This window comes from Planctomycetaceae bacterium (genome assembly GCA_039680605.1).
Classification (GTDB): domain Bacteria; phylum Planctomycetota; class Phycisphaerae; order SM23-33; family SM23-33; genus JAJFUU01.
Genome location: JBDKTA010000028.1, coordinates 1 through 26,225, shown reverse-complemented (window position 1 = coordinate 26,225; position 26,225 = coordinate 1). Strand labels below are relative to the sequence as shown.

Below are 26,225 nucleotides of genomic sequence, written 5' to 3'. Positions count from 1 at the left end.
CTGATCGGATCCAAAACAAGTGAAAAGACCCTTTGGGGTAGCAGAATGCCGCCATTGCACCGCCATTCCTGCACAAATCGACCGAAAATAATCTGCATAAATCTATAACTGCGGAAGTTGGGCTAACGGTTGGAATCAATTCCGCGGACCGACGCAGGCGCGGATGGCGGCGGCGAGGGCTTCGGAGGCGCCGCTTTTGGTCAGGTAGTCGCTGGCGCCGGCGGCGCGCATGGCGGCGGCCTGTTCGACCTTCTCGAACATCGACAGTCCGATGATATGCACATGGGGCATCTGCGAGTGGATCATGCGGGTGGCCTCGATGCCGTTCATCCCCGGCAGCGAGATGTCCATCAGGACCACATCGGGATGCACCTGCTGCACGAGTTGGACGGCCGAGTGCCCGTCGCCGGCCTCGCCGACGATGACCATGTCGGCTTCTTCGCGCAGCAGGGCGGCCAGTCCCTGGCGCATGACGTTGTGGTCGTCCACCAGCACGACGCGGATGCGCCCCTCGTGAGCCTTTGCGCGCGGCGGAATCACCGCCGACATCCGGGCGTGCGCCTTTTGGGGCTCCGGCAGTGGGCAGGACGCCGCCACGGGGGCTGTCAGCGTGAAGCGGCTGCCCTGCCGCGGGGCGGAGTCGACCTCCATCCGCCCGCCCAGCAGGTCGATGCGTTCGGAGATGCTGAAGAGACCGAACCCGCCGGCGGTCCTGCCCTGGGCGCGCAGGGCGTCGGCGTCGAACCCGTTGCCCTGGTCGGCGACGTGGATGGTGACGGTTCCATCAGACCGCGTCACCTTCACGGCCGCAGACGAGACGCCTGCGTGCTTGACGATGTTGAACAGCAGCTCCCTTGTGGCCTGGAAGAGCAGCACCGTCACCTCCTCGCAGAGTTCCGGCGCGACCTGCGGGGCCTCGATGTCGACGGTCAGGGCGTGCTTGTCCTGCATCCACCGGGCCAGCCACTCCAGCGCCGCGACCAGTCCGCCCTCGTAAAGGATCGGCGGGCTCAGTTCGGCTGTCAGAGAGCGGGAGGTCTGGATCGACTCGGACACCAGCTCGTCGATGCCGGCGACGGCGGTGCGGATGGCGGGATCGGTCGATCGTTCCAGCATCGCCAGGCGGAACTTGGCGCCGACGAGCAACTGCTGGAGCCCGTCATGGAGCACCTCGGCCAGGCGGCGGCGTTCGCGCTGCTCGGTCAGCGTCAGCTCCGACGCCAGGGCGCGTAGTTGGTCGGTTCGCCCGCGCAGGGCGCGTTCGGCGCAGTTTCGCTCGGTCACGTCGATGCCCATCTCCATCACCAGCGGCGTCCCGTCGGTGTCGGTGAAGGGAAAGTCCGAGACGTCATAGTCTCGCCCGTCGGCGGCCGTGCGCTTCCAATGGTTCGGCGCGTGGGTCTTCATCGGCACGAAGGTCTGGCAGTCATCGCAGGGCTCGCTGCGGCTTTGAAAAAGCTCGTAACATCGCTTGCCGTTGGGCTGGCCGAAGCGGTCCTTGAAGTGACGGTTGGCGAAGACAAAACGGTGATCCGCCGTCAACAGCACCACGTTAGCGGGCAGGGTCTCCAACACGTCGTAGAGTCGCTGGCGTTCGGTCTTGAGGGTTTCGCCCGCCTCGACCAGTGCGGCCGTTCGCTGGGCGACCCGCCGTTCGAGGTCTTCCTTGGCCTGGAGCAGGGCCTGCTGGGCCTGCTTGCGGTCGTCCTCCCGAAGCTTTCGCTGAATCCAGGCATAGAGAACAGGCGCGATGCGGGCGGCGATGCCTTCCAGCGTCCGGCGGTCTTCTTCGGTGTATCCGCCTTCCTTATTGGCCAGGTTCAGCAGTCCGACCGGCTCGCCCTGGAAGAGGATGGGGGCGGCCAGATTGTTGTGGATGATTACATGTCCCGGCGGCACGGGCGGGGCCTCGTTGGTGTAGATCGATCGCTTTTCCTTCAACGCGCGGGCCCACAGCCCCTTCCACTTCTCAGGCGGATAGTGGATGCACTTGCCGGCGACCTCGCAGGCGCCGAGAATCCTCGACAGGCTCGGGCAGATCAGGTGGCCGGGTTCGGCGATATACCCGAATATGCCGTGAGCGCTGTTCATGTCTTCCTGCACCGCCGCCAACGCCCGATCGAACAGCACGTCGTCGGGGTCCTCCGCAAAGGCGCGCAAGACCCGGTTGGCCAGCTCGAACTGGCGGTTCTCCGTGCGCAGGTTCTCCTCGGCTTGCTTGCGGTCGGTGATATCGCGGATGACCGAAACGGCCATCCGTTTGCCGTCGTGGTGTAACACCTGGGACGTAATCTCGGCCGGGACTTGCCTGCCATCCTTGGCGATGAGCACTTTCTCGTGGATCACGCCTCCCTCCTGCGCCAGGATATCTCGTTCCTGGGGCCTGAGCACCTTCTGCCCGGGGGGGAGAATATCCACGGGCGAAAGTCCGCGCATCTCTTCATGCGTGTAACCCAGCATCCGGCAGATGGCCGGATTGGCCTGAATGAAACTACCGTAAGAGCCCTCCGGCATCACCTCGTGCATGACCACGCCGTCGGCGGCCGACTGAAAGAGCAGGTCCTGCTGCCGCCAGCTTTCTCTGAGGGCTTCATCGGCCTCTTTGCGATGGGTGATGTCGAGGTGCGTGATGACGGCGCCGCCGTCGTCGCCCTCCAGAGGCACGGCGGTCATGTGGAACCACCGCTCCTGAGACGGGCTGTGGCAGGGGTATTCCATCGTGAAGAGTCTGGACCGCCCTGACAGGACCGCCTCGATGCCCGACAGCGCGCGTGCCGCGTCATCATCGGCCTCGGTAGCGGCACGGCGGCAGATTTGCAGGTAATCCGCCCCGGCCGCCACCGAGGGCGAGTTTCCCGCGGCGTTGCGTTGGGCAAATTCCGTCCAGGCATGATTGACCGCCACGATGCGCCCGCGGGCGTCGAGCACGGCGATGTGCGCGGGCAACGCCTGCACCGTGCGGCGGTTGAGCTCGCCCCGCGCACGGGTGTGGGCGCGAAGCAACGCCTCGGTAACGCCGCTGATCATGATGCCCCCGACGATGAAGATGCCCATGATCAGCAAATTGGCCGCAGACCCAATGGAGAACTGCCCGACCGGCTCGATCCAGAAGAACTCTGTCATCAACGCCGAGAGGATCGTAGCCGTTATTCCCGGCCCAAAACCGCCATAGAGCGCCGCCAGGACTATCGCCGGAAAGAAGACCACAAACGGCGCCTCGGTCCCCAGTTTCTGCAGAAACGTCAGACGCACCGCCGCCGAGGCCACGACGATCATGACGGCTACTATGTATTGGTGCCGGGCTTGCCCTGTCGCCACATCCAGGCCGATCCTCCGCATGCTCGACCCTCGCAGCGCCGCGATGGCCGCCGCCAGCATGTACGCCCCGCCCAGAAACTGCGCCGCGCGCCCTGTCCAGCCCAGCCACCCCGCTTTCACAGACTGGATCATCACGCCCGCCAACCCCGTCGCCAGCAGCACCAACGCCAAGGCGTACCAATATGCGAAGGACGACTTCGTTTCCCTCTCGCCTGCCCTGAGCAGACTGGCACTGACCACAAAGATGGAGATGGCCGAACCCAACATCACCTGGCGCGGCAGCGTCCCGCCCACGCCCTGAACAAAGAACACAGGAAACCATCCGGCGAGCGTTGCCCCAGCGACGGCCGCGACCATCCCTGCCGCAACGATAACGCCCAAGCCCAACCACAGGCCCCGCGAACGCATGGCTCGCAGATCTCTGGGCAGCAGCGCAACTCCCGCCAGATGGCACAAGGCCGAAATCCATACGCAAATGTTGTGAATCGTGACGATGCCGTTGCCGTCCATGCGACCCAGACCGAAATCCACTTCAGCGACAACGCCGGTTGCGGACCCCAGTCCCCAGATCAGCACCCCGCAGGCCAACAGCAGCATTCCCGGCGAACCGCCGGCCAGGAAACCCCGCGCGGCTATAAACGCCACCGCCAGGGACGCCAGCGTCGAGAAGACGAAGTTCAGAGCCATCAGTGCAAGGGGCGATTCATGCCCCGTCTGCAGGTCGGCAATCCAGAAGATCAGCATCAGGCCCAGCATGACCGGAATGGGCAGCCAGGCCCAGCGGCTCGGCCACGAAGAGAACTCCCGGCGCTGTTCTGGTACGGGCTTAGCGGCGGAGTTCAAAAAGGTCATTGCAGTTGTCCCGTGCGAAAGACAGGCAGGAAAGAACACGCGTGGTAAAAGTTAACTTGAACCGTATCGTTTGGGAATCGGAAAAAGGCTGATTTTATGGTAGGGGAAACCCCTATCGGCGGCGTCGGGGGCGTTTGGTTTGCGGTGGGGCGACGGCGACCTTGACTGGCTCTGTGGGCAGTCTCTTCCGCCATGCCCAGACCAGCAGCGCCGCTCCGGCCAGCAGGGGGATCAGCGAGAGCATCTGGCCCATGGTGATGACGGACTCCCAACTGCTGTCAACCTGGAACTCCTTGAAGTATTCAACGCCGAAGCGACCGGCTGAGTACAGCGCCAGGAACAGGCCTGTCAGCAATCCCAGCGGGCGTTTCTCACGGCCGGCCCAGCGGTCGGCCAGAACCAGCGCCAACAGCACCGTCAGGCCCATGGCGAACTCGTAGAGCTGCGACGGGTGCCGCGGCAGGGGCGGATTTTCCATCATTCCGCCGGGGCCCTGGTAGTGCGTGAATTGCACTGCCCAAGGCACGTTCGTGACGCGCCCGACGATCTCGGAGTTGAGAAAGTTGCCCAGGCGGATGCCCGCCGCCCCGACCGCCGCCGACATCGCGAAGCGGTCCGTCAACTCCAGCACCCGCAGGTGATGCTTGCGGGCGAACAGGATCAACGCCAGGCACAGACCGATCATCGCTCCGTGGCTGGCCAGTCCGCCTTTCCAGAAGAACAGGATCCGCAACGGATCGCGCAGATAGACCTCGGGTTCATAGAACAAACAGTGTCCCAGCCGCGCTCCGACAAACGTGGCCACCACGCCCCAGACCATGAACTGATCGGTCAAGGCCGCACTGTGCCCGCCGCGCAGCATCTGGCGGCGCCAGAACCAGAACGCGATCGCCAGCGTCACGACGAACACCAGCCCGTACCAGCGGATCTGGACAGGTCCAAAGTCGATCAGCACCGGGTCGAGGTCCCAAACAAACGCAAGCACTCGAGAACTCCTCATGGGCGGCCCGTGCCGCCGGGGTAATCCCCGATGATAGCACCAAATCGCCGCCGGTTCTATTGCGACCTGCGGAGCAATTGCGACACAGAGACGCAGAGGCCCAGAAGAAGAGGAAGATCAAAAACCGACCCGCCTTCTCCGGAGGCTACGGCGTGGCAAGCGACGAGGACGAGGACGAATCAGCCGCTGAGGGTGATGGGATCGGAGAGGAAAAAGACTGTCTTATCTTCTAACATCCTCGGAGTCCCCAATGACCTCTGGGGCTTGATCTATCCCGCCTGAGTTACTTGGCCGGCGGTTCGGATTTGTGCTCGGCGTCTTTGGCGGCGGGGGGGGTGGTTTCGTCCAGAGAATTCTTGACGCCGGCCATCTCGTCTTTGAACAGTCGCAGACCGCGACCGAGACCTCGGGCCAGTTCCGGGAGCTTCTTGCCGCCGAACAGCAGCAGCGCCGCCAGCAGAACCAGAACGACCTCGGGGGCGCCCAGGCCGAATACAGCAAGCATGACATTATTCATCGCAAGTCCTCTGATAGTGCCTCTAGTGTAACCTATCGGCGGCGGGGAAACAAACGCCGTAAGTTATTATACACATGGCCCGACGGCGGGGTTCTACCGGCGCGGAAGTTCCGCTACAATTACATCAATGTCTCAGTCATGGGGGGAAAAGTCGCGGCGGAGGCACCAAGTATTTATCAAAGCCGTCGTGTGGCTTTGATAGATACTTGCGATGGTGAGGTACACGGCCCCAAATGAAGAAGTAATTTACACAACGAATTACTTCTTCATTTAGTGCCTCCGCCGCGACTTTCCCCGCGTAACTGAGTTATGCCAGAGGATATGTAAATGAAGATCTCGTTGGGATGCGACCACGCCGCGTTCGAGTACAAGCAAGCGATCAAGGCCTTCTTGAGCGATCAAGGCATCGAGGTCGAAGACTTCGGCACGTTCTCGGCCGAGCCCTGTGACTATCCGCAGTTCGTTCGCCCCGCCGCCCTGGCCGTGGCGCAGGGGCGCTGTGACCGGGCGATCGTACTGGGCGGCAGCGGCAACGGCGAGGCGATGGTCGCCAACCGTCTGGCCGGCGTGCGATGCGCCCTGTGCTGGAGCGTGCAAACCGCCGAGTTGGCCCGGCGTCACAACGATTCCAACGTGCTCTCGCTGGGCGCCCGCACGATCAGCCTCGACCTGGCCCTGCAGATCGTGCGAGTCTGGCTGGAAACGCCCTTCGACGGCGGCCGCCATGCCCGCCGCATCGCGATGATGGACGGCGGTTCATGATTACCATCCATCTGCTCGTCGTAGGCACGGCGGCGCTGGCGTGCGGATACGCCGTGTCACGCTATAACACCCGCACGCTGCGGGCGGGGTGCATCGCCCTGCTGGGGGCGCTGGATCTGGTTGCGGCGATGGTCTTGGCCGATGGGCACAGATTCGCCACAGCGACGCTGGCGGGGTCGGGGCTGGTTGCGGCGGGCCTGGTGTACTTTGCTGCCGTGGCGGTGCTGTCGTGGCGAAGGCGCCGCGGTGTGGCGGTCGCTCACGCTCTGCTGGCGGCGGTGGTGGGCTGGGCGGGCGCGGAGGCGTTCCTGATCGAGCCGCAGTGGCTCGATATCACGCATTACCAGGTCCGCTCGTCCAAGATCACCAAGCCGCTGCGCATCGCGCTGCTGGCCGACATCCAGACCGACAACATCGGCCCCTACGAGCAGGACGTGCTGCGGCGCGTTGCGGAGGAGAAGCCCGACCTGATCCTCTTCGCCGGCGATTATATTCATGAAGAGTTCGGTGGGCGCACCGTGCAGGTCCAAGCCCTCAACGACGTCCTGCGCCGTGCGAACCTGAAGGCTCCCCTGGGCTGCTTTGCGGTGCGCGGCAACATAGACGACGAGGACTGGATCAAATCGTTCGAAGGCTTGGAGATCGTGACGGCCGAGCGCACAAGGTCGATAGATCTGGGCGAGGTGCGGCTGACGCTGCTGTCGGAGGAAGATTCGCGCGCGGCCTCCATTCCGCCTTGTCAGGCGTTCCGCATCGTTCTGGGACACCGGCCCGACTATGCCCTGGGCGACGTTAACGCCGACCTGCTGCTGGCCGGGCACACGCATGGCGGACAGGTGCGCCTGCCATTCTGGGGGCCGATTATCACGTTCAGTACCGTCCCCAGAAGCTGGGCGGCGGGTCTGAGCGATATCGGCCGCGGGCGAACGCTGGTGGTCTCGCGGGGCATCGGTCTGGAGCGCGGTCGAGCGCCGCGGGTGCGATTCTTGTGCAGACCGCAGGTGCCGATCATCGATCTGATTCCGCAAAAGAAGTGACGCAAAGCCTCAGGCAACGGGGCAACCCGCCGCGGCTGCGCATCGCCCGGCGGTCGAACCGGTGAGGGAGCCGCCCCTGGCGCGGCAAATCCTTCAGGGGCAGGAGCGCTCAAGAGCACGCAGCGCAGCCCCGCCTGCTTAGACGACCTGGACTTTTCTGCCGACGCGGCGTTTTCTGCTGATGAGTTTGCGCCCGTTGGCGGTTCGCATGCGGGCACGGAAACCACTCTTGCGGGCACGCTTGCGTGCGGACATTCTATGGTTGTAATGCATGAATCACCTTCTGCTGTGGACTGCATAACGTATCGCGAGCCGGGCACTATACTCCCTCTGCCGGCGGCTTTCAAGGCAAAAAGTCGCAGACGCGTAATGCCTCAGTCATGGGGAAAAAGTCGCGGCGGAGGCACCAAGTATTTATCAAAGCCGTTGTGTGGCTTTGATGAATACTTGCGCTGGGCAGGGTACTCCGCCTCAAATGAAGAAGTAATTCACACAACGAATTACTTCTTCATCTAGTGCCTCCGCCGCGACTTTTCCCCCATCGGTAACGGAGGAGATACGCAGACGCCGCGGGGCGATATTCCACCGGCGAGGGTGAACCATTAACGGGCACAAAAAGTGTTGAGCAGACGGTCGGAATGCTCTCTACTGTCCGTTCAGGGTCATGGGATTGCTCCCACGCCTTGCCCCGGCTACCGCTTGGGGATCGATTACTGTTTTTATGTCGTGGCGTCATAAATCATACGATGAGGTTCCCGCCCTGGCGGTTCGCGGCCCGGAGCTGCGGACCGCCCTGCGCACGGTCACGGCGGCCTGGATGTTCGGAACGGTGTGGATGGTCTGCGTGACGGGCAGCCGCGTCACGCTGTTCTGCCGCGCGCTGGGGTTCACCGACTTCGACTTCGGCCTATTGGCCGGTCTGCCGTTTCTGGCGACGCTGGGCAACCTGATCGCCGCGCTGCTGATCGAGCGCACGGGTCTGACCAAGCACCAGTTCCTGGACTTCGCCACCGTCAGCCGCGTGCTGTACGCGGTGGTGGCGCTGATCCCGCTGGTGGCGATGCTGGCGTGGGTTCCCTCCCTTCCAGCGCGATGGGCGGTGTGGACCATGCAGGCGGTGATGCTGGCCAGCGCCTTCCTGGCCGCCCTGTCCGTGCCGGCATGGTGGACGTGGATGGGCGACCTGATCCCGCGGCGAATCCGCGGGCGATACTTCGCCCATCGCAGCCGCCTGTCGCTGCTGGTGAACATCCCCGTGGCGATCGTCCTGGCGGTGGCGCTGGACAGCCTGACCCGCTTCGGCAGCGACGGGCAGAAACTGCCCATGACCATGGAGCATCAGCCGCTGCTGTTCTGGTGCGTCTGCGGGATCTTCGTCTTCTCGGCCGTCATGGGCACGCTGGACATCCTGCTCTTCCGCCGCCTGCGGGAGATCGTCCCGAGCAGCCGCGAGAGCGACGCCGAAGTGCCCGGCACCCTGCCCTCGCGCACGGGCAAGCTCTCGCTGGGCGGCTCGATTGCCCAGATGGCCCAGTACATCGTCCTGCCCATGCGCGACCGCAGCTTCCGCTACTACGTCACGTACGGGATGATCATCACGTTTGCGGCCATGCTCGGCAGCCAGTTCATGTGGCTGGACGTTCTGGAGCGGTTGAAGTTCAGCCAGACCGGGACCGACGGACTGTTCATGATCCTGGCGCCGGTGGTGGGGCTGATCGGGTGCAAGGGCTGGGGGCGTCTGATCGACCGCTGGGGAAGGCGTCCGGTGCTGATCTTCGGCGGCTGTCTGACGGTGCTGTCGGTGATGCCGTATTTCCTGGCCAGCCCGCTGACGCCGAATCCGTCGTTCGTCGCCGGGGCGATCAATGCCGTGGCGGCGTGGGTCCATGGCGTCACCGGATGGGGCAGCGAGACGTGGCTCTCGCCGGAGGCGCCGGTGGGGGCCTGGCTGATCATGAGCACCTCGATGCTCATGGGCGGAACCGGGTGGATGGGCGTGCAACTGGCCCAGAACAGCATCATCCTGAGCTTCGCCGACGGGCGGGGGCGCAGCCGCTTCATCGCCACGCATGCCGTGCTCATCAGCGTTGGCGGTCTGGCCGGAAGTCTTCTGGGCGGCTACCTCGCCTGGGCGTTCGAGTGGCTCAAGACCAGCCCCATCGTGATGGGGCCTTTCGTCTGGAACAACTACCACGTGACGTTCCTGATGAGTCTTCTGGCGCGGATGGGCGCGGTGGCGATGGCGGTGGCCATGCCCGAGCCCGGGTCGGCCGGCGTCACCCACATCATGCGCTACGTCACGACGGGCATCTACAGCAACCTCGTCTCGCGCCTGTTCTATCCGCTGCGGATCCTGGGCTGGCGCGGTTCCGCCGACAGCGGCGGGCAGAGCCCGCCCGGAGGCCCGCCGGAACTGGGGGGCTCCTGAGGTCGCCGACGGAAACTTGTCCCATTGTCGCCCTCACAAGCGTAAGAGATTTACATGAGTTATCGCAACGCTTCAGCCTCGTCGTCCCGCTCGCCGCTGCACTACGTGTGCGGGGGGATGCTGACGCTGTTCGTGCTGCTGATCCTGGGCCTGGTGGCCGCCAATGTGGGGTATCTGTTCTCCAGTTCCTTCGGCCCGGGCGATATCCTTGACCTGCTGACGCGGGACCAGATGCTCTTTGCCATCCGCATGAGTCTGGCGACTTCGCTGACGACGCTGATCCTTGTGTTGGTCACCGGCATTCCCATCGGCTACGCCCTGAGCCGGTACCGCTTTCCGCTGCGGGCGTTCTGCGACACCCTCGTCGACGTGCCCATCGTTCTGCCCCCGGTGGTGACGGGCATCTCGCTGCTGGCGTTCTTCAATTTCGGGTTCGGACAGTTCATCCGCACCGCCATGGAAAGCGCCAACCTCTCGACCGTCTCCGGGGCGGGCATTGTCATGTGCCAGTACCTGGTAGCCGTGCCGTACTGCATCCGCTCGGCCAAGGCCGCCTTCAACGGCGTAGACCCCAACCTCGAGCAGGTCTCGCGCGTGCTGGGATGCACGACGTGGCAGACGTTCTACCGCGTCTCGGCGCCGCTGGCGCGCAACGGGCTGATCGCCGGGGGCGTCATGGCCTGGGCTCGCGCGCTGGGGATATTCGCCCCGATCATGGTCTTCGTCGGCACCGGCCCGCGAGTGCTGACCATGCCTACCACGCTCTGGCTGGAGTTGAGCACCGGCAACATCGCCACGGCTGTGGCTATCGCCCTGGTCATGCTCGCCCTGGCGGGCGTCTCGCTGGTGCTGGTACACTGGCTGGCGCCGGAGGGCAACATCGTATGAACGGCCTGGAACTGAGCAACGTGACGCTCCGGGCCGGCGACTTCATCGTCGACGACGTCAGCCTGTCCGTTCCCGCCGGGCAGTACTTCATCCTCATGGGGCACACCGGCGCCGGAAAGACGCTGCTGATGAAGGCCGTCTGCGGCCTGCAGGAGATGGTCAGCGGGCGCGTCGCCATCGACGGCCGCGACGTGACGGCTTTCGATCCGTGCCGCCGCGCGATCGGGTATGTGCCCCAGGAGGGCGGGCTTTTTCCGCACCTGAACGTCTTTGGCAATATCGCCTTCGCGCTGGACCTGCTGGGCCTGGGCCGCCACGAAATTATCGAGCGCGTCGAGGAGATGGCCGAGGGGCTGGGCGTCAGCGCGCTGCTGGGGCGGCGTGTGGGGCGCCTCAGCGGGGGCGAGCGGCAGAAGGTGGCCCTGGCCCGCGCCCTGACGCGGCGCCCGCGACTGCTGCTGCTGGACGAACCCATCAGCGCCCTGGACGAAGCCACCCGCGAAACGATCAGCCTCCTGCTCAAACGCGTTCACGAGCAGTACTCTCTAACGACGATTCACATCTGCCATAATCCGGCCGAAGCTCAGCAACTTGGCGACCGCGTGGGCGTCATGAGCGGCGGGCGGCTGGTGGCCGATGAATCGAGGAGCGCCACGAGATGAAACGCATTGTTACCGTATTGTTTGCCGCGGCGATACTGGCCGCATTGGTCGTGGTGCTCTGGCCGGCCAAGGCCCCTGGTCCGCAGTGTTTGGTCGGTGGAACCATGACGCCGTTGTTTCACGATCTGGCGGAGGCTTACTGGGCGTCGCTCAGTGACAAGGACAAACAGAGCGGCGCTTTGGGCAAGGTCGAGATCAGTTCCGGTGATTCCGGCGAGCTGATGGCCAGGATCGAGATGGGCCAGCAGGGCGACCTGTACGTCGCGCATGATCCGTTCATGGACCAGTGCGTGCAGCGCAAGTTGGGCACCGACGTCTGGACCGTCGGCGAACTGGTGCCCGTGCTGGTCGTGCAGAAAGGCAACCCCAAGAAGATCGCGTCGCTGGCTGATCTGCAGCGCCCCGACGTGCGGGTCTACCTGACCGACTACGAGCACTCGACGATGGGCTGGCTGCTGCCGACGATCTTCTCGCGCGGCGGGGTCGACTTTGCAAAGCTCAACGAAACCAAGAAGATCCCCACGCACCGCAGTGGCTCGTGGGTCGCCAACCAGGTCATCATGAACCAGGCCGACGCCGCGATCGTCTGGCAGGCGGTGGCGGCGCTGCGGAGCAAGGATCTGGACGTCATCAACATCGATGCCGCCCTGCCGCGCCCCGGCGTCGACGCCATCACCAGCGCCAGCGGCAAGAGCTATTACCTGACACCCGTGAAGGTCGGGCTGGTGCTGCTGGCGTCGAGCAAACGCCGGGAGCAGGCCCTCAAGTTCGTCGAGTTCGTCCGCTCCGACGCCGCCAAACCGATCTTCCTGAAGCACTCGTTCAAGGTGTCGGACATCTTCGGCCGGGCTGAATACGTCAAAGGCGTTAAGGTCGCGCCCGCCTCGCAGCCGCAGAGCGCGCCATGAAGAAACCGCTGATTGCTCTGCTGATGGCCGGGGCCGCTATCGCTGCGATAGCGCTGACGTACCCTTCCGCGCCCGAGGCGGGATCACTGAGGCTTTATGCTGGCGCGGGCTTGCGCCCGGTGGCGGATAAGCTGGCGGCCGCGTTCCAGGCCGAGAGCGGGATCAAGGTCGAGTGCGACTACGGCGGCAGCGGCGAGGTGCTGGCCCGCGCGCGGGAAGACGGCCGCGCCGACCTCTTTATGCCCGGCGACGGATGGTACATCGAACGGATGGAGGAACTTGCGCCCGAGCGCGTGGTCCAGCGACAGACCGTGGCGTACCTCGTGCCGGTCATCATTGTGCGCAGGGAAAACGAGAAGACCCGCTCGCTTAAAGGCCTGGCAGATCTGGCCGCGGGCGATCTGCGAGTCGGGCTGGGCAAGAATCCCAGCACGCAGATAGGACGCACTTCAGCGATCATGCTGACGCAGGCCGATGTGCATATTCCGCCCCAGCGCCTGCAGGAAGCCCTGACCGTCAACGAACTGGGCGTGTGGGTGAAGATGAAGAGCGTCGATGCCGCCATCGTCTGGGATGCCATCGCCGCCGCCCTGGGCGACGAGGTGGCGACGATCCGCCTGCCGCCTGAACAGTCGCCGGTTTCGCCCGTAGTGGCCGCGCGCCTGTCGACATCGAAGTCGCCCGAGATCGCCAAGCGGTTTCTGGCCTTCCTGGCCGGGCAAAAGGCACAAGATATCTTTAAGGAAACGGGATACAGCACAAAGAAGCTGTGAGGTGCTGTGGGGCGGTATTTCTGCCAGATTGGCATGAGCTTCAATCGGGGCGGATATCATAAATCATTGCTGCAGCGGCATCTGCTTTGTTTTGGCACTGGCTTTGCTCCAACCTTGGGTGAATGGTTCCCTAGCAAGTAAGGAGTACAAACATGGCGATATTTCGATTTCCCGGTGCGTTTGATCCGTTCAGTTCCTTGCGGTACATGCAGCGCGAGTTGGACCGGTTGTTCGGCAAGGGGATGGCCCTGGGCCAGCAGATCGGCGGGGGCGTGTATCCGCCGGTCAACGTGTACAACGGCCGCGACGACATGATCGTCGAGTGCGAAATGTCCGGCGTGAAGCGCGAAGACGTGGACATCTCCATCACCGGCGAGACTCTCGTGATCAAGGGCGTCAAGAAGGCTCCGGCCGAGGACGAGGTCAAGTATCAGCGCTGCGAGCGCGGCAGCGGCGACTTCAGCCGCACCATTGTGCTGCCCGACCGCGTCGACGCCGAGAAGGTCGAGGCCTCGCTGGTCAACGGCCTCCTGACGGTGCGCCTGCCCAAGAGCGAGGCGGCGCGTCCCAAGCAGATTTCGGTTCAGTAAGCTCGCTCAAGGAGAGATACACCATGGCAAAGAACGACAATCCCAAGGTTCAATCGGGAACGATGCCCCGCGAGATGGGCGAAGACACCTTCAGCCCGCTCGTCGACCTGTATGAAACCAAGGACGGTACGACGGTCCTGGCCGCGGAGCTGCCCGGCGCCAAGAGCGACTCGATCGACATTCGCGTCGAGAAAGGCGTGCTGAGCATCTACGCCGACGCCCGCGCCGAAGGCCCCGGACCGCACTACAACACCACCTACGCCGGCTTTGTCCGCGGGCAATACTTCCGCGCCTTTGCCGTCAGCGATGAGATCGATCGAGACCGCATTGAGGCCTCGTTCAAGGAAGGCGTACTGACGCTGACGCTGCCGCGAGCGACGGCCGCCACCACGCGCAAGATCGAGATCAAGTCCGAGTAAGCCAAGCTCGGAGATTTCACCGCAGAGATCGCGGAGACTTCAGCGGGGCAGCCTTGCCCCGTAGGGGCAAAGCGTTCTTAGCCCGGGGCGCAGGGTTGAACGCTGCGACAGCAGACTTCAGGCCCAAGCCCTGGGTTCAGGTCCCCGCGGCATCGAGCCCCGGCGGGGCGGACGTAATTGTCTGCCATCCTCACGGCCGCCCCTCTGGGGCTCATTGAATTTACGCATCATTCCCAGGGCTTGGGCTTGCTTCGCTCGCCCGGCGCCCTGGGCTAAGCACGAAGGCCCCTCTGGGGCCTGGCGGCGCGCGGTATGATGAGGTTATGGCGCGGCCGCTCGACATCCTGATGGTTACCTGGGGCTCGATGGGCGACGTACAGCCGTACGTCGCCCTCGGCCGCGCGCTCAACGCGGCGGGGCACCGGGCGGTGCTGGCGACGGCGGGGCGGTTCGAGCCGCTGGCGGCCCGTGCGGGCGTGCAATTCGCGGCGGTGGGGGACGACCTGACCGACGCGGTGCTGGAAGACGTGTTCGCTCGGTTTCTGGGCACCGGTTCGCTGCTGCGCCAGACGCATCTGCTGATCGGCGACCTGATGCTGCGCGGGGCAGAGCGTCAATTTGCCGACGTGCGGGCCCTGTGCAAAGGTTTCGACGTGGCGATCTGCCATCCCACTGCCGTGTTCGCCCAGGAAGCGATCATCCGCCAGGGCATACCGTGGGTCGGCGTGGTGCTGGCGCCGATGATGCTGCCGACGGGCGCGGCGCCGCCGATGGGGGCGCCAAACTTCGGCCCGGCGATCAATCGCCTGATGTGGAAGTTGGCGGAGTTTGCCCAAAATGCCGTTTATGCCCGGCGATACCGCCGCCGGATCCGCAGTCTGGGCGGGCAACGTGTACACTTCACGCTCTACGACGCCCTCTCGCCGCGGTGCAATCTCGTGGGCGTTTCGCCGGCGCTGGTGCCGCCGTACGCCGACGTGCCTGACTCGTTCCACTGGACCGGGCGATGGGTGCTGGACGAACCGGACTTCACCCTCCCGCCGCCGCTGGTGGAGTTTCTTGCCCACGAAGATCGGCCGGTGGTGGTGAGTTTTGGTTCGATGGCCGTTGGCCGGGCCGAGGGTCTGGGGGCGGTAGTGACCGAGGCCCTGGCGATGGTCGGCTGCCGCAGCGTGGTGCAGCGAGGCTGGGCCGGGCTCGGTGGCGACACAGGCGGCGGCCGTGTTCTCTTTGTCGACTACATTCCGCACGAATTGCTGTTTCCGCACGCGGCGTGCGTGGTGATCCATGGCGGGGCGGGCGCGACGCACGCGGCGGCACGGGCGGGCGTGCCCGCGGTCGTCGTGCCGCACCTGATGGACCAGGGATACTGGGCCGGCGTGCTGCAGGGGCACGGGGCCGCGCCGCCGCCCTTGCCGTACCAAAAGCTGACCGCGCGGCGTCTGGCGCAGCGCATCAGCGAATGCCTCGACAGCAGGCCGATGGCCGTTGCGGCCGCTCGCCTCGGGGCGCAAATGAAAGCGGAAGACGGTTGCGCTGAGGCGGTGCGGGTGATTGAAGAGTTCGCCTGACCCGCTGTGGTCGATGGCATTTCCTCATCCGGCCTTTTTCGCCGCCGCGGCTCTGCCTTTGTAGGTGGCCTGGTCGAGCAGCTTGCCTTCGAGATCGTACGCCTTGAGGGTGCATGAGTCGCCGTCGATCTCGAAGATGCAGTAGTTGTACACGCCGCTGAAGAACTTCGAGTGCGGGTTCTTGGCAGCGGCTTTGGGATCAATCTTATACAGCGGCGCGCCCCCGCCGCCGGTGACGATGCACGCCACGCCGCCGGGCGGTTCGCTGCGCTCGTAGTCGTGGTCATGTCCGGCGATCATGGCCGTCGCGCCGGCGTTGACCAGCAGGGGCATGATCAGGTTGCGGCTGTTGGTGACCAGCCCCTTCTCGTCGCCGTGGGGGCCCGAGGAGTAGGCGGGGTAATGGTTGGCCAGGAAGATGAAGCGGGCGGTGGTGTTGGCCTCCAGGACCGGGGGGAGCCATTTGGCCGAGGCGCCTCGCGGACCGCCGTCGATTCCGATCAGCAGCACGTCGCCGAACTGTTGCGACCAGTTGCGCGTGTTGCCCTGGCCCGTGGGCCCGTAGAACATCTGGAAGAAGACCGTCGCGCTTTGATCATGATTGCCCAGAACGCCGTAGGTCGGAACGGTCGCCAGCATTTCCTTGGCCGGGCCGAAAAACTGGCTGTCCCAGGCGCTGTCGATCTGCCCGTAGTGAACGTAGTCGCCCGTCAGCACGACCAGGTCGGGCTTGGCCGCGGCGATCGCCGCCGCCACGCCGCCCCACGCCTGCGGATGAGAGCGGCTGTCCCCGGCGGCTGCAATCCGCAGCGGGCCGCCGCCGACACCGGGCACTCTCACCGTGTACGGACCTTCGGTCTTGGTAGCCGCCGGCGATGTCAGCTTCAGCGTGTAGGCGAATGATTTCACTCCCGGCGCCAGGGGAATCTTCAGGCGGTGATAGTATCCGCGCGGCGACGAGGCAGAGGTCTCCTTGCCGCCGGAGGGGTCAACGGGCCTGGCGGTGACGGTGACGGCCGCCGGGCAGTTCGTGCGGCAGGTGACGGTGAAGAAGTCGCTGCTGATGGCTCCGAGCATCGGTCCGGAATCAACCGCCAGCATTTGCGGGGTGTAGGCCAGCAACTTGAGGGCGGCGCCTCTGGCGCCTTTGCCGGGACGGAACGTGATCACGTTGGCGCCCTTGACCAGCATCGCCGCGTCGGCGGGATAGCTCTCATACGCCATGCCCTCCAGCAGCGGGCCGACCGCTTTACCGTTGATGGAAGCGGCGGCGGTGGTCAGCAGCCCGGCATAGGCCTGCGGATCGGCGACGGTGAACGAGGCTTGGGTGCCTTTCCAGGAAGCCCCGGCCAGAAGGTCGTGAGGCTGCGGCGTCTGGGCGGGTGAGGCAGGCGTCGCCAGCAGAGTCATTGCGATAATCAGGGTCTGCATCGTCAGGCTCTCCTTCGGCCGCGGGACCGGACCGGTGGCTACAACTACAATAACCGACGCCGCGTCGGGCACAAATCGCTTTTGGTGCGGGCGGTGCGAATCTCAACGGAATTGCGACACAGAGACGCAGAGGTCCAGAGGTTAATCCGCTGTTTCGTCCTCGTCCTCGGTTTTCTTCTTTTTGAGAAGTTCAGGGCATGGCGGCTCTTCCCCTTTGACGGAGCTTACGCCCTGGCGATGAAAGCGGTGGACAATGGCCCAGGCGGAGGATACTCTCATACATGATACTGACGCCCTCAGGGCACCGTGAGCATGGGGGCATTTTGGGCCTTCCTGCGAAGGAGTCTTCAATGAAATTGATGCGTGTCATTGCAGTGATTTCGGCCGCCCTGGCGTTTCTTGCCCTTCCGGCGGCCGTTATGGCGCAGGCGGCGTCGAAACCTGCCCCCAAGCAGACGGTGCAGGATTTCCGCGAGATCATCCGCCGCGCCACCGACAAGGTCTTCCCGGCCGTGGTCTTCATCAAGGTGCTCAGCGAGACGCACGAATCGGGCCGCAAGGTCACGCAGGAAGCCTTCGGCAGCGGCGTCATCATCTCTGACAAGGGCGAGGTGCTGACTAACTGGCACGTGATCGACAAAGCCGTCGAGGTCCGCGCGATGCTGTACGACGGTCGCGGCGTCGACGCCAAGGTGATTGGCTCGGACAAGGACACCGACCTGGCGCTGGTGCAGTTGCAGTTGCCGCCGACCGACAAGGCCTCGGCCCTGCCCTGGGCGCAGTTCGGCGACAGCGACGCGCTGAAGGAAGGCGACTTCGTCATGGCGATGGGCGCCCCGTACGGGCTGAGCCGCTCGGTCTCGCAGGGGATCATCTCCTGCACGCGGCGGTACCTTCGCGGCAACAGCGAGTACAGCCTGTGGCTGCAGACCGACGCGGCGATCAACCCCGGCAACAGCGGCGGTCCGCTGGTCGACACCGAAGGTCGCGTCGTGGGCATCAACGCCCGCGGGGCCTCGGGCAGCGACGGCCTGGGCTTTGCCATCCCCACCTCGACGGTCAAGTTGATCGTCGCGCAGCTTCGCCAGTTCAAGAAGGTCAACTGGTCGTGGACGGGGCTTCAGCTCCAGCCGCTGAAAGACTTCAACCGCAACATCTACTTTGAGGGCGACAGCGGGGTGATCGCGGCGGACCCGGACCCCGAGAGCCCGGCCCAGCGTGCGGGCATCAAGGCGCGCGACCGTATTTTGAAGGTCAACGGCGCCGCCCTGACGGCGATGCGCGAGGAAGATCTCCCCGCGGTCAACAAGGTGCTGGGGCTGCTGGCCAAGGGCAAGCCCGCCACGTTCGACATCCTGCGCGAGGGCAAGGCGATGAGCATCGTCCTGACCCCGCGCGAAAAGGGAAAGGTCGAGGGCGAGGAGCTGGCCCTGCCGCGATGGGACATGACCATCAAGACCATCAACCAGTTTGAAAACGAAGACCTGTACTTCTACTGCAAGGAAGGCATCTTCGTGTACGGGATCAAGTGGCCCGGAAACGCCGGATCGGCCGGCCTGGAGAGGCAGGACATCATCCTCAAGGTCGAAGGCGCCGACGTCAAGACCCTCGACGACCTCAAGAAGATCCACGCCGAGATGATCAAGAACGTGGCGGTCAAGCACCGGGCGCTGTTCACGATCATGCGCAACGGTCTGACGCGGCAGATTGTCGTGGACTTCTCCCGCGACTATGAAAAAGAATAACCCTTCTCGGAACAAGGACAACACTATGCGCAAGACACTGGCGGCGGTAGTCATCGTGGCGGCAATCGCGGGCGTGGTGGCGGTAACGTGGTTCCACGGCGGGGCGTGCCCCTTTCTTGGCCCGGCGGCGCAGAGCCAGCCAGCCACCGATGAGGCCGAAGTCTCCGCCGTAGACGTGCTCAAGGGGCTGGCCGATTCGGTCGCCCGCGTGGAATACACCGTGCAGTACGACAAGGGCGAGGCGCCGCGATCCAATTCCAGCATCCGCGTGCTGGGACCGGAAATGTCGCTCGATCAGGAGCGCCCCATCGAGGTGCCCGCCTACGTGATCTCGCCCACCCGCGTGGTCAGCAACGACCTGATGATCCACCCGCGATTCATCAAGAAGATCGAAGTGCGATTTGGCGAGCAGGTGGTCCCGGCCAGCATCGCCGCCGTCGCGGCAGACCATGACGGCGTCTTTATCGACACGGAAAAACCGTTGACCGGCGCCAAGCCGCTGGTGTTCGACGCGGCCGCCAAGGGGCCGTACCGCGTCGTGGAATATGACGAGACCAATGCGGAGTGGTATCTGAGCTCGCGGGGCGGCTCAGACGCGGTCTACGTGAACCTCAAGGACAAGAAGCTTTCACCGGGGGAACCGGGAACGCTGGTCGTGACGAAGACCGGAACGCCGGTAGCGGTGGTAATGGACCGCTCGCTTCCGGTGGACGATTCGTGGAAGGGCTCGCCCCTGCAGTGGAAGATGTACGACCGCAAGAAGATGGAGGAGTTGCTGGCCACGTGCAGCAAGAACGCCATGAGCACGGTGCTGCGGGTTTCGCTGAGCTTCCGCAGCCCCAAGAAGATGCCCGGCCAGAGCGGGCGGTACCGCGGCGAGGAAGACGCTGAAAAGACCGAGCGAAAAGTGCTGGGCGTCCTGCTGGACGACCGGACCGTACTGGTGCTGGCGCCGCTGACGCCCAAGATCACCGCTCGCCTCGCACGCGTCAGCGTGTTCTCGCCCAAGGGCGAGGAACTCGCCGGGCGGTTCGAGTCCTCGCTGAAGGATTATGACTGCTTCGTCGCCAAGCTCGACAAGCCCCTGCCCGGCGGCGCGCCGCTGTCGCCGCGGGACATCACGAAGTACCAGCGCCAGGCCCTGCTCTCGGCCGAGGTGCGACTCCAGGGCGAAGCCCTCGTGCCCTATTACATGCACAGCCGCATCATGAGCTATGCCCTGGGCTGGAAGAGGATGGTCTACCCCGGCGTGGCCGGTCCTGATGACAACAACTTCATTTTCGATCCCGAGGGCCGCCTCGTGGCCTTTCCGCTGGCGCGCCGCCCCAAGCCCGGCGCGCCCGAGCGGCGGTATTCCGGCGGATTGCAGACCACGCCCGTGGCCCACATGCAGGACGTGATGAAGGACCTGGTGGCCGCCTCCGACGGGGGCAACGTTCCGCTGACCGAAGAGCAGGAGAACCGCCTGGCGTGGCTGGGCGTGGTGCTCCAGTCGATGGACCCCGAGCTGGCGCGGATCAACAAGGTTTCCGATCTGACGCACGACGGGCAAAGCGGCGCGCTGGTGGCGTACGTCTACCCCGACAGCCCCGCGGCCAAGATCGGTCTCAAACTCGGCGACGTGCTGCTGCGATTCCACGTCAAGGACCGTCCCGCGCCGATCGAAATCCAGGTGCAGGAATATGCATTCTCCCGCCAGCCGTTCCCGTGGGCCCGCCTCGACGGCGTGCCCGAGCAGTATTTTGACGAGATTCCCACGCCCTGGGCCCCGGCTGAGGACAATATCACCCGCGCCCTGACCGACATCGGATTCAGCAAGGACGTGGACGTCGAGTACTTTGCCGACGGCAAGCTCCAGCGCAAGACCATGACCGTCGAGCCCAGCCCCGCTCATTACGTCTCGGCCGCCCGCTACAAGAGCGAGCCGCTGGGCCTGACGGTGGCCGAAATGACCTTCGAAGTGCGCCGGTACTTCCACAAGAATCCCGGCGACCCGGGCGTGATCTGCGCCAAGATCGAGCCCGGCAGCAAGGCCTCGGTCGGCGGGCTCAAGCCCTATGAGGTCATCACGCACGTGAACAACAAGCCTGTCGGCTCGGCCAAGGAGTTCTGCCAGGCCCTGACCGGACAGGACGAACTGCGCCTGGACGTCGTTCGCATGACCCGAAATCGCGTGGTGAAGATCAGCCTCGCCGGCGCCGCCAGTCAACCGGCCAGCAAGCCCGCTGCGCCGATGGCCAAGCCCCAGAACGCCGACGAGCCCGCAAAGCAGCCTGCAGAGGCCGGCGACGAATAGAAAAGCTGAGTTGGGCCACAGAGACGCAGAGAACAACGAGAAGATGGGCATAAGAGATGCAGGATCCCCGTCTTCGGCTCTTCTTGGCTCTGTGAGCTGAGAGTCTTGCATAACTTCAGCGAGGCTGCCTTGCCCCGTAGGGGCAAAGCGTTCTTAGCCCAGGGCGCAGGGCTGAAGGCTGCGACAGCAGACTTCAGGGCCAAGCCCTGGGTTCAGGTCCCCTCCGCATCGAGCCCCGGAGGGGCGGACGTAATTGTCTGCCATCGTCACGGCCGCCCCTCCGGGGCTCATTGAATCTACGCATCATTCCCAGGGCTTGGGCTCGCTACGCTCGCCCGGCGCCCTGGGCTAAGCACGAAGGCCCCTCCGGGGCCAAAACCCATAAAGGATGAAACATGCAAAATCCTCAGCTCTGTGGCCCATAAACCGCCGATGACTTCCGACGAAGGGTCATGGGCGCAGGGCGAACTGTGACTTGCCGACGGGTGGCATGGCGACACGTGTTTTTGTTTTTCGCGGGTCGCCATGGGCGTGCCGCGGTTGGGTATGGGGTTGCCGCTCGCGGGTTTTTACGCCACATGTTGTTGACTTGCTCACGGGGGCTACTATGATTCGCTGTGAGAACTGTGACCCTTTTCAGGAGCCGCCCAGATGAGTAGTTCCAAAAATGTTGTGGAACTGACCGACGACAACTTCGAGGCGGAAATACTCCAGAGCGACGTGCCCGCCCTGGTGGATTTCTGGGCCGAGTGGTGCATGCCCTGCAAGATGCTTGGCCCGGTCATCGACCAGTTGGCTGACGATCTGGCCGGACGCGCCAAGATCGCCAAACTCGACACCGACAGCGCCCAGGAAACCGCCCGGCGTTTCGGTATCACGGCCATTCCGACGCTGATGATTTTCAAGGACGGGCAGGTCGTCAAGAAGTTCGTCGGCCTCCAGCAGAAAGCCGATCTGAAAGAAGCCATCGAAGAGGCCATGTAGCGAGCCTCGCCATGACCGCTCTGTCGCGACAGGACGTGCGGGCTGTCGACCGTTGGGCCATCGAGGAACTCGGAATCCCCGGCGTCATCCTGATGGAGAACGCCGGCAGACAGGTCGCCGACGCGGCCTGCCGGTTCCTGGGCAGCCCCGTCGCCCGCCGCGTGGCCGTGGTGGCCGGGGCGGGCAATAACGGCGGCGACGGCTTTGTGGCCGCCAGGCATCTGGCGCTGCGCGGGGCGGTGGTGTCCACCTTTATCATCTCGCCGATCGATCGCATCGAAGGCGACGCGCTGGTCAACTTCAAAGCCATCCGGGCCCTGGGTCACGAGATCCACGCCCTGACCGAAAGCGCCGTTGCGAACCTGGGCGGGCGCCTGGCGGAGTGCGAACTGGTCATCGACGCCGTTGGCGGCACCGGCGTGAGCGGGCCGCTGCGAGGCGCCGCCGCGACGGCCGTCGCTCAGATCGTCGCCGCCGCCCGTCCCGTGCTGGCGGTGGACATCCCCACCGGACTGGACTGCGACAGCGGCCTGCCCACCGGTCCGGTCGTCAAGGCGGTGATGACCGTCACCTTCGTCGCCCGCAAGAAGGGCTTCGACGAGCCCGGCGCGGCTGAGTTCACCGGCGAGGTGATCGTGGCCGACGTCGGCGTCCCGTACCGAACCTGAAGAGCCAGTCGTGCCCGAATCGCCGGCGACATATTTTGTGACGACCATCGACGACGAGCGAATCGGCGTCTACCGCAATCTCAAAGATCGCGAGCTGGCGCGGCTGGAAGGGCGATTCATCGCCGAAGGCGAGATGGTGGTGCGACGCCTGCTGGCCAGCCGCTACGGCGTCGAGTCGGTGCTGGTGGCCGACCGCCAGGCGGACAAGATCCTCCCGCATGTTCCGCCCGAGGTGCCCGTGTACATCGCCCCGGCGGACCTGCTCAGCGCGATCGTCGGGTTCCATTTCCACCTGGGCATCATCGCGTGCGGCCGCCGCGGACAGGCCGTCACGCTGGAAGCCGCTGCGGCCGGCCTGGCCCCACGCGCCACGGCGGTGGTGCTATCGGAAATCACCAAGCCCGACAACATGGGCGCGCTGCTGCGCATCAGCAGCGCCTTCGGCGCCGACATGGTGATCGTCGGCCCCGATTGCTGCGACGCGTTCTACCGCCAGTCGATCCGCGTGTCGATGGGCACGATCTTCAGCCTCAACCTCGTGCGTTCGGCGGACCTGGCGGCCGACGTGGCCGCCCTCAAGGGCTCGCACGCTTTTGAAGCAGTGGGGGCGGTTCTGGCTGACGACGCGGAGGCGCTGGCCTCGGCGCGCCACGGCGGGCGAACCGCGCTGCTGTTTGGCAACGAGGCCCAAGGTCTGCGGTCCGACTTTGCCGCCCTGTGCGACCGCAAGGTCGTCATCCCGATGCAGCTGGGGACCGATTCGCTGAATGTAGCCGTTGCGGCGGCGGTGTTCCTCTATCATTACACACAGGTTCAGCCCTGAATCCGCGGGCAGGGTTGACTTGGACGCGGCGCTTGTTTAGAGAAGGACTCAATGAATTCACAGCAATGGACCGCCGTGGGCATCTTCGTGGCCTGTTACGCGCTGTTCGTGGTGTTTCCCACGCGGCGTTCGATCGTCGCCTGCGCGGGGTCGGTGGTGCTGGTGCTGGCCGGCGTGCTGCACTGGCATGAGGCCCTGTTCCAGGAAATCAACTGGAACGTCATCGGGCTGTTCTTTGGCACGATGGTGCTGGCCGACGTGTTCCTGCAGTCGCGCATGCCGGCGGTGATGGCCGAGTGGCTCGTCGACAAGACGCGCACCGCCCGCGGGGCGATGCTGGCCATCTGTGTCCTGTCGGGCTTCATCTCCATGTTCGTCGAGAACGTCGCCGTCGTGCTGCTGATCGCCCCGGTGGCTATCAGCCTGACGAAGAAACTGGACATCTCGCCGGTGCGGCTGATGATTCTCATCGCCGTCAGTTCCAACCTTCAGGGCACAGCCACCCTGATCGGCGACCCGCCGAGCATGATCCTGGCCGGGCACCTGAAGCTGTCGTTCATGGACTTCTTCATCTACCAAGGCAAGCTGGGGATCTTCTTCGCCGTGCAGGCCGGGGCGATCGCCTCGCTGGTGGTGGCGGCGTGGCTGCTGCGAAAGTACCGCCAGGCCGTTGAGACCGTCCCGGTGGAAAAGGTCCGCTCCTGGGTGCCGACGGTCCTGGTCGGCGCCCTGGTGGCCGGGTTGTCCGTCACCTCCCTGTTCGATCCGGGTTTCGTGTGGCTGGCCGGGACGTTCACGATGGTGCTGGCGGCTGTGGCGCTGGTGTGGTTCCGTCTGATCGCCCGGTGGGGCTCGAGCCGCTTTCTGGTCCGCTCGCTCGACTGGGACACCACGTTCTTTCTCATCGGCGTGTTCGTGGTCGTCGGCGGGCTCAGCGAGGCCAAGGTCCTGGATGTCATCGCAGCGAACATGTCGGCCGTCCTGGGCGATCATCCCTTCAGCGCCTTTGCTGCCATCGTGGCGCTGTCGGTGCTGGTCTCGGGCTTTGTCGACAACGTGCCGTTCCTGCTGGCGATGATTCCGGTGGTGGACAAGGTCGCCCAGTCGCTGGACATGCCGGTGCCGCTGCTGATGTTCGGCATGCTCGTCGGGTCGTGCCTGGGCGGCAACATCACGCCCATCGGCGCCTCGGCGAATATTGTGGCCGTGGGCATGCTGCGAAAGCAGGGAATGCCCGTGACCTTCCGGCGGTTCATGGCCATCGGCATCCCCTTCACGATCGCCGCGGTGCTGGCGTCGTGTGCGGTTGTCTGGTGGATCTGGGCGCCTTAGCAGGGAAAATGCGCCAGGGCGGCTTCCACGTGTGTCAGAAGGGCGTCGGGGTCGATGGGTTTGGGCAGGCAGGCGCCCGCGCCGCATTGGAGGATGCGCTTCTCGACGTCGGGGGAGTGCATCGCCGTCACGGCGATCACGCAGGTGTGAGTGGCGTGGGGCTTGGACTTGATCCGTTTGCACACTTCGAACCCGTCCATGCCCGGCATGCGCAGGTCGAGGATCACCACGTCGGGCTTGAGCGAGGCCACCATGTCCCCGGCGGCGTAACCATCGTGGGCCAGCGAAACGAGGCACGAGGGATATTGCGACAGGATCATTTCGCCGATCCATTGCGCCAGGGGCTCTTCGTCGTCGACGACGAGCACCTTGGGGTGAGCGGGCATGATCTGAGGCGGGATGGGGAGGTTCTGGCGGCGCAGGAAGGTGATCAGGTCTTCAGGCAGCACGCGCCGGTGCCCGCCCGGCGTGCGCCCGGCCTTGAGGAGCCCCTGGTCGATCCAGTTAGACACCGAGGCCACCGCCACGCCGAGCATGCCCGCAATCTTCAACGTCGAGAGTGCTTTTTTCATATGCCGGCCCTTAACAGAGGCCACTGTGAAACAGAAAGCCTCTTTAGTAATCGGCACTCGCCCGGTGCCAATTCATTTGTGCATCAAAAAAAATGCGGCCCCGTGCGTTCACACGGAGCCGCAGTCCATACCCCCAAGGGGACTGGAACTAGTCAAGAATCGTCGGGAAAACCGCATGTTTCGGAATCGAGCGCTGCGAATTCCGGTGCGGCAGGCGACTTGGCGGCTGCGATCCTGGCCGTCCTGGTCGAGTGCGTGAACCATGGAGGGCCTATCGGCACGGATGCCAACCCTCTGGCCGGGGCTGCTCGTCGGCTGGCTGCAAGGCTGGGCGGCGGGCACGTCGGCGGTGCCCCTGGCGGGCGTCAGGAGGGCACGGATTGAAAGACCGACCGTCAAGCCGTCCCAGGCACCGTCCGCAGAGTGTCGCCCCGTTGTGGGCCTTCTCGCGGTGTCCTGGGCGGCTGGCGGGGTCGAGGCTGCGACAACGTGCGGCAAGTGGTCGGGCTGGCGGTGGCACTATGTTGTGCGAATCGGGACGTGCAGTCCTGAGCCTAAGCCCTCGACGGCTACCGCTCGTTGTCATGTCCTCGCCCTTTGCCGGGGTGCCTGGGGTGCAGGGGGCGGCGAGCGTCCCTGCCTCCCCGTT

Annotated in this window: 22 protein-coding genes; 16 read left to right on the top strand and 6 right to left on the bottom strand. The window is 64.7% G+C overall.

The window, feature by feature from the left end; all coding sequences use genetic code 11:
• Positions 1-135: 135 nt before the first annotated feature.
• From ABFD92_08965 to tatA, 3 genes are all read right to left on the bottom strand, one after another.
• A complete protein-coding gene (locus tag ABFD92_08965) occupies positions 136-4,170 on the bottom strand; it encodes a PAS domain S-box protein (protein MEN6504655.1) in 4,035 nt (1,344 codons plus the stop codon).
• A 112-nt stretch (positions 4,171-4,282) separates the two neighbouring features.
• Positions 4,283-5,155, bottom strand: coding sequence for a prolipoprotein diacylglyceryl transferase (gene lgt, locus ABFD92_08960; GenBank protein MEN6504654.1), 873 nt, complete (start codon positions 5,153-5,155; stop codon positions 4,283-4,285).
• A 298-nt stretch (positions 5,156-5,453) separates the two neighbouring features.
• A complete protein-coding gene (gene tatA / locus ABFD92_08955) occupies positions 5,454-5,675 on the bottom strand; it encodes a twin-arginine translocase TatA/TatE family subunit (protein MEN6504653.1) in 222 nt (73 codons plus the stop codon).
• A gap of 339 nt (positions 5,676-6,014) precedes the next feature.
• Between tatA and rpiB the strand changes: the two genes are divergently transcribed.
• The gene (gene rpiB, locus ABFD92_08950; protein MEN6504652.1) at positions 6,015-6,449 is read left to right on the top strand and encodes a ribose 5-phosphate isomerase B; all 435 of its coding nucleotides are present in this window, start codon (positions 6,015-6,017) and stop codon (positions 6,447-6,449) included.
• The gene (locus tag ABFD92_08945) at positions 6,446-7,486 is read left to right on the top strand and encodes a metallophosphoesterase (GenBank protein ID MEN6504651.1); all 1,041 of its coding nucleotides are present in this window, start codon (positions 6,446-6,448) and stop codon (positions 7,484-7,486) included. The genes rpiB and ABFD92_08945 overlap by 4 nt, the downstream gene beginning before the upstream one ends.
• A 138-nt stretch (positions 7,487-7,624) precedes the next feature.
• Here ABFD92_08945 and rpmH read toward each other — a convergent pair whose 3' ends face one another.
• On the bottom strand, positions 7,625-7,759 hold the full coding sequence (rpmH, locus tag ABFD92_08940; protein ID MEN6504650.1) for a 50S ribosomal protein L34: 135 nt from the start codon (positions 7,757-7,759) through the stop codon (positions 7,625-7,627).
• Positions 7,760-8,207: 448 nt separating this feature from the next.
• Between rpmH and ABFD92_08935 the strand changes: the two genes are divergently transcribed.
• The 8 genes from ABFD92_08935 (at position 8,208) to ABFD92_08900 (ending at position 15,725) form a co-directional block, all read left to right on the top strand.
• Positions 8,208-9,914 (top strand): MFS transporter, encoded by a 1,707-nt coding sequence (locus ABFD92_08935; protein MEN6504649.1) that lies wholly within the window; start codon positions 8,208-8,210, stop codon positions 9,912-9,914.
• Between the two features lie 54 nt (positions 9,915-9,968).
• On the top strand, positions 9,969-10,802 hold the full coding sequence (locus ABFD92_08930; protein MEN6504648.1) for an ABC transporter permease subunit: 834 nt from the start codon (positions 9,969-9,971) through the stop codon (positions 10,800-10,802).
• Positions 10,799-11,464: an ATP-binding cassette domain-containing protein gene (locus tag ABFD92_08925; protein MEN6504647.1), complete on the top strand. Its 666-nt coding sequence runs from the start codon at positions 10,799-10,801 to the stop codon at positions 11,462-11,464. The genes ABFD92_08930 and ABFD92_08925 overlap by 4 nt, the downstream gene beginning before the upstream one ends.
• Positions 11,461-12,372, top strand: a complete 912-nt coding sequence (locus ABFD92_08920; protein MEN6504646.1) for a substrate-binding domain-containing protein — start codon at positions 11,461-11,463, stop codon at positions 12,370-12,372. The genes ABFD92_08925 and ABFD92_08920 overlap by 4 nt, the downstream gene beginning before the upstream one ends.
• Complete coding sequence (locus tag ABFD92_08915; GenBank protein ID MEN6504645.1) at positions 12,369-13,145, top strand: substrate-binding domain-containing protein; 777 nt, start codon at positions 12,369-12,371, stop codon at positions 13,143-13,145. The genes ABFD92_08920 and ABFD92_08915 overlap by 4 nt, the downstream gene beginning before the upstream one ends.
• A 152-nt stretch (positions 13,146-13,297) precedes the next feature.
• Positions 13,298-13,735, top strand: coding sequence for an Hsp20/alpha crystallin family protein (locus ABFD92_08910; GenBank protein MEN6504644.1), 438 nt, complete (start codon positions 13,298-13,300; stop codon positions 13,733-13,735).
• Between the two features lie 23 nt (positions 13,736-13,758).
• Complete coding sequence (locus ABFD92_08905) at positions 13,759-14,154, top strand: Hsp20/alpha crystallin family protein (protein MEN6504643.1); 396 nt, start codon at positions 13,759-13,761, stop codon at positions 14,152-14,154.
• A gap of 323 nt (positions 14,155-14,477) precedes the next feature.
• Positions 14,478-15,725 (top strand): glycosyltransferase, encoded by a 1,248-nt coding sequence (locus tag ABFD92_08900; GenBank protein ID MEN6504642.1) that lies wholly within the window; start codon positions 14,478-14,480, stop codon positions 15,723-15,725.
• Positions 15,726-15,749: 24 nt separating this feature from the next.
• Here ABFD92_08900 and ABFD92_08895 read toward each other — a convergent pair whose 3' ends face one another.
• Positions 15,750-17,156 (bottom strand): metallophosphoesterase, encoded by a 1,407-nt coding sequence (locus ABFD92_08895; GenBank protein ID MEN6504641.1) that lies wholly within the window; start codon positions 17,154-17,156, stop codon positions 15,750-15,752.
• Positions 17,157-17,506: 350 nt separating this feature from the next.
• On the opposite strand from ABFD92_08895, the gene ABFD92_08890 reads away from it, so the two are divergent.
• From ABFD92_08890 to ABFD92_08865, 6 genes are all read left to right on the top strand, one after another.
• A complete protein-coding gene (locus ABFD92_08890) occupies positions 17,507-18,901 on the top strand; it encodes a trypsin-like peptidase domain-containing protein (GenBank protein ID MEN6504640.1) in 1,395 nt (464 codons plus the stop codon).
• Positions 18,902-18,926: 25 nt separating this feature from the next.
• Complete coding sequence (locus ABFD92_08885; GenBank protein ID MEN6504639.1) at positions 18,927-21,197, top strand: hypothetical protein; 2,271 nt, start codon at positions 18,927-18,929, stop codon at positions 21,195-21,197.
• A 651-nt stretch (positions 21,198-21,848) separates the two neighbouring features.
• Entirely contained in the window at positions 21,849-22,181 is a 333-nt protein-coding gene (trxA, locus tag ABFD92_08880; GenBank protein ID MEN6504638.1) for a thioredoxin, read from the top strand.
• Between the two features lie 11 nt (positions 22,182-22,192).
• On the top strand, positions 22,193-22,849 hold the full coding sequence (locus tag ABFD92_08875) for an NAD(P)H-hydrate epimerase (protein MEN6504637.1): 657 nt from the start codon (positions 22,193-22,195) through the stop codon (positions 22,847-22,849).
• 10 nt (positions 22,850-22,859) lie between these two features.
• Positions 22,860-23,672 (top strand): RNA methyltransferase, encoded by an 813-nt coding sequence (locus ABFD92_08870; GenBank protein ID MEN6504636.1) that lies wholly within the window; start codon positions 22,860-22,862, stop codon positions 23,670-23,672.
• A 51-nt stretch (positions 23,673-23,723) separates the two neighbouring features.
• Positions 23,724-25,004 (top strand): SLC13 family permease, encoded by a 1,281-nt coding sequence (locus tag ABFD92_08865; GenBank protein MEN6504635.1) that lies wholly within the window; start codon positions 23,724-23,726, stop codon positions 25,002-25,004.
• Here ABFD92_08865 and ABFD92_08860 read toward each other — a convergent pair.
• Positions 25,001-25,576, bottom strand: coding sequence for a response regulator (locus tag ABFD92_08860; protein ID MEN6504634.1), 576 nt, complete (start codon positions 25,574-25,576; stop codon positions 25,001-25,003). The two genes, ABFD92_08865 and ABFD92_08860, sit on opposite strands and share 4 nt — an antisense overlap.
• Between the last annotated feature and the right edge of the window lie 649 nt (positions 25,577-26,225).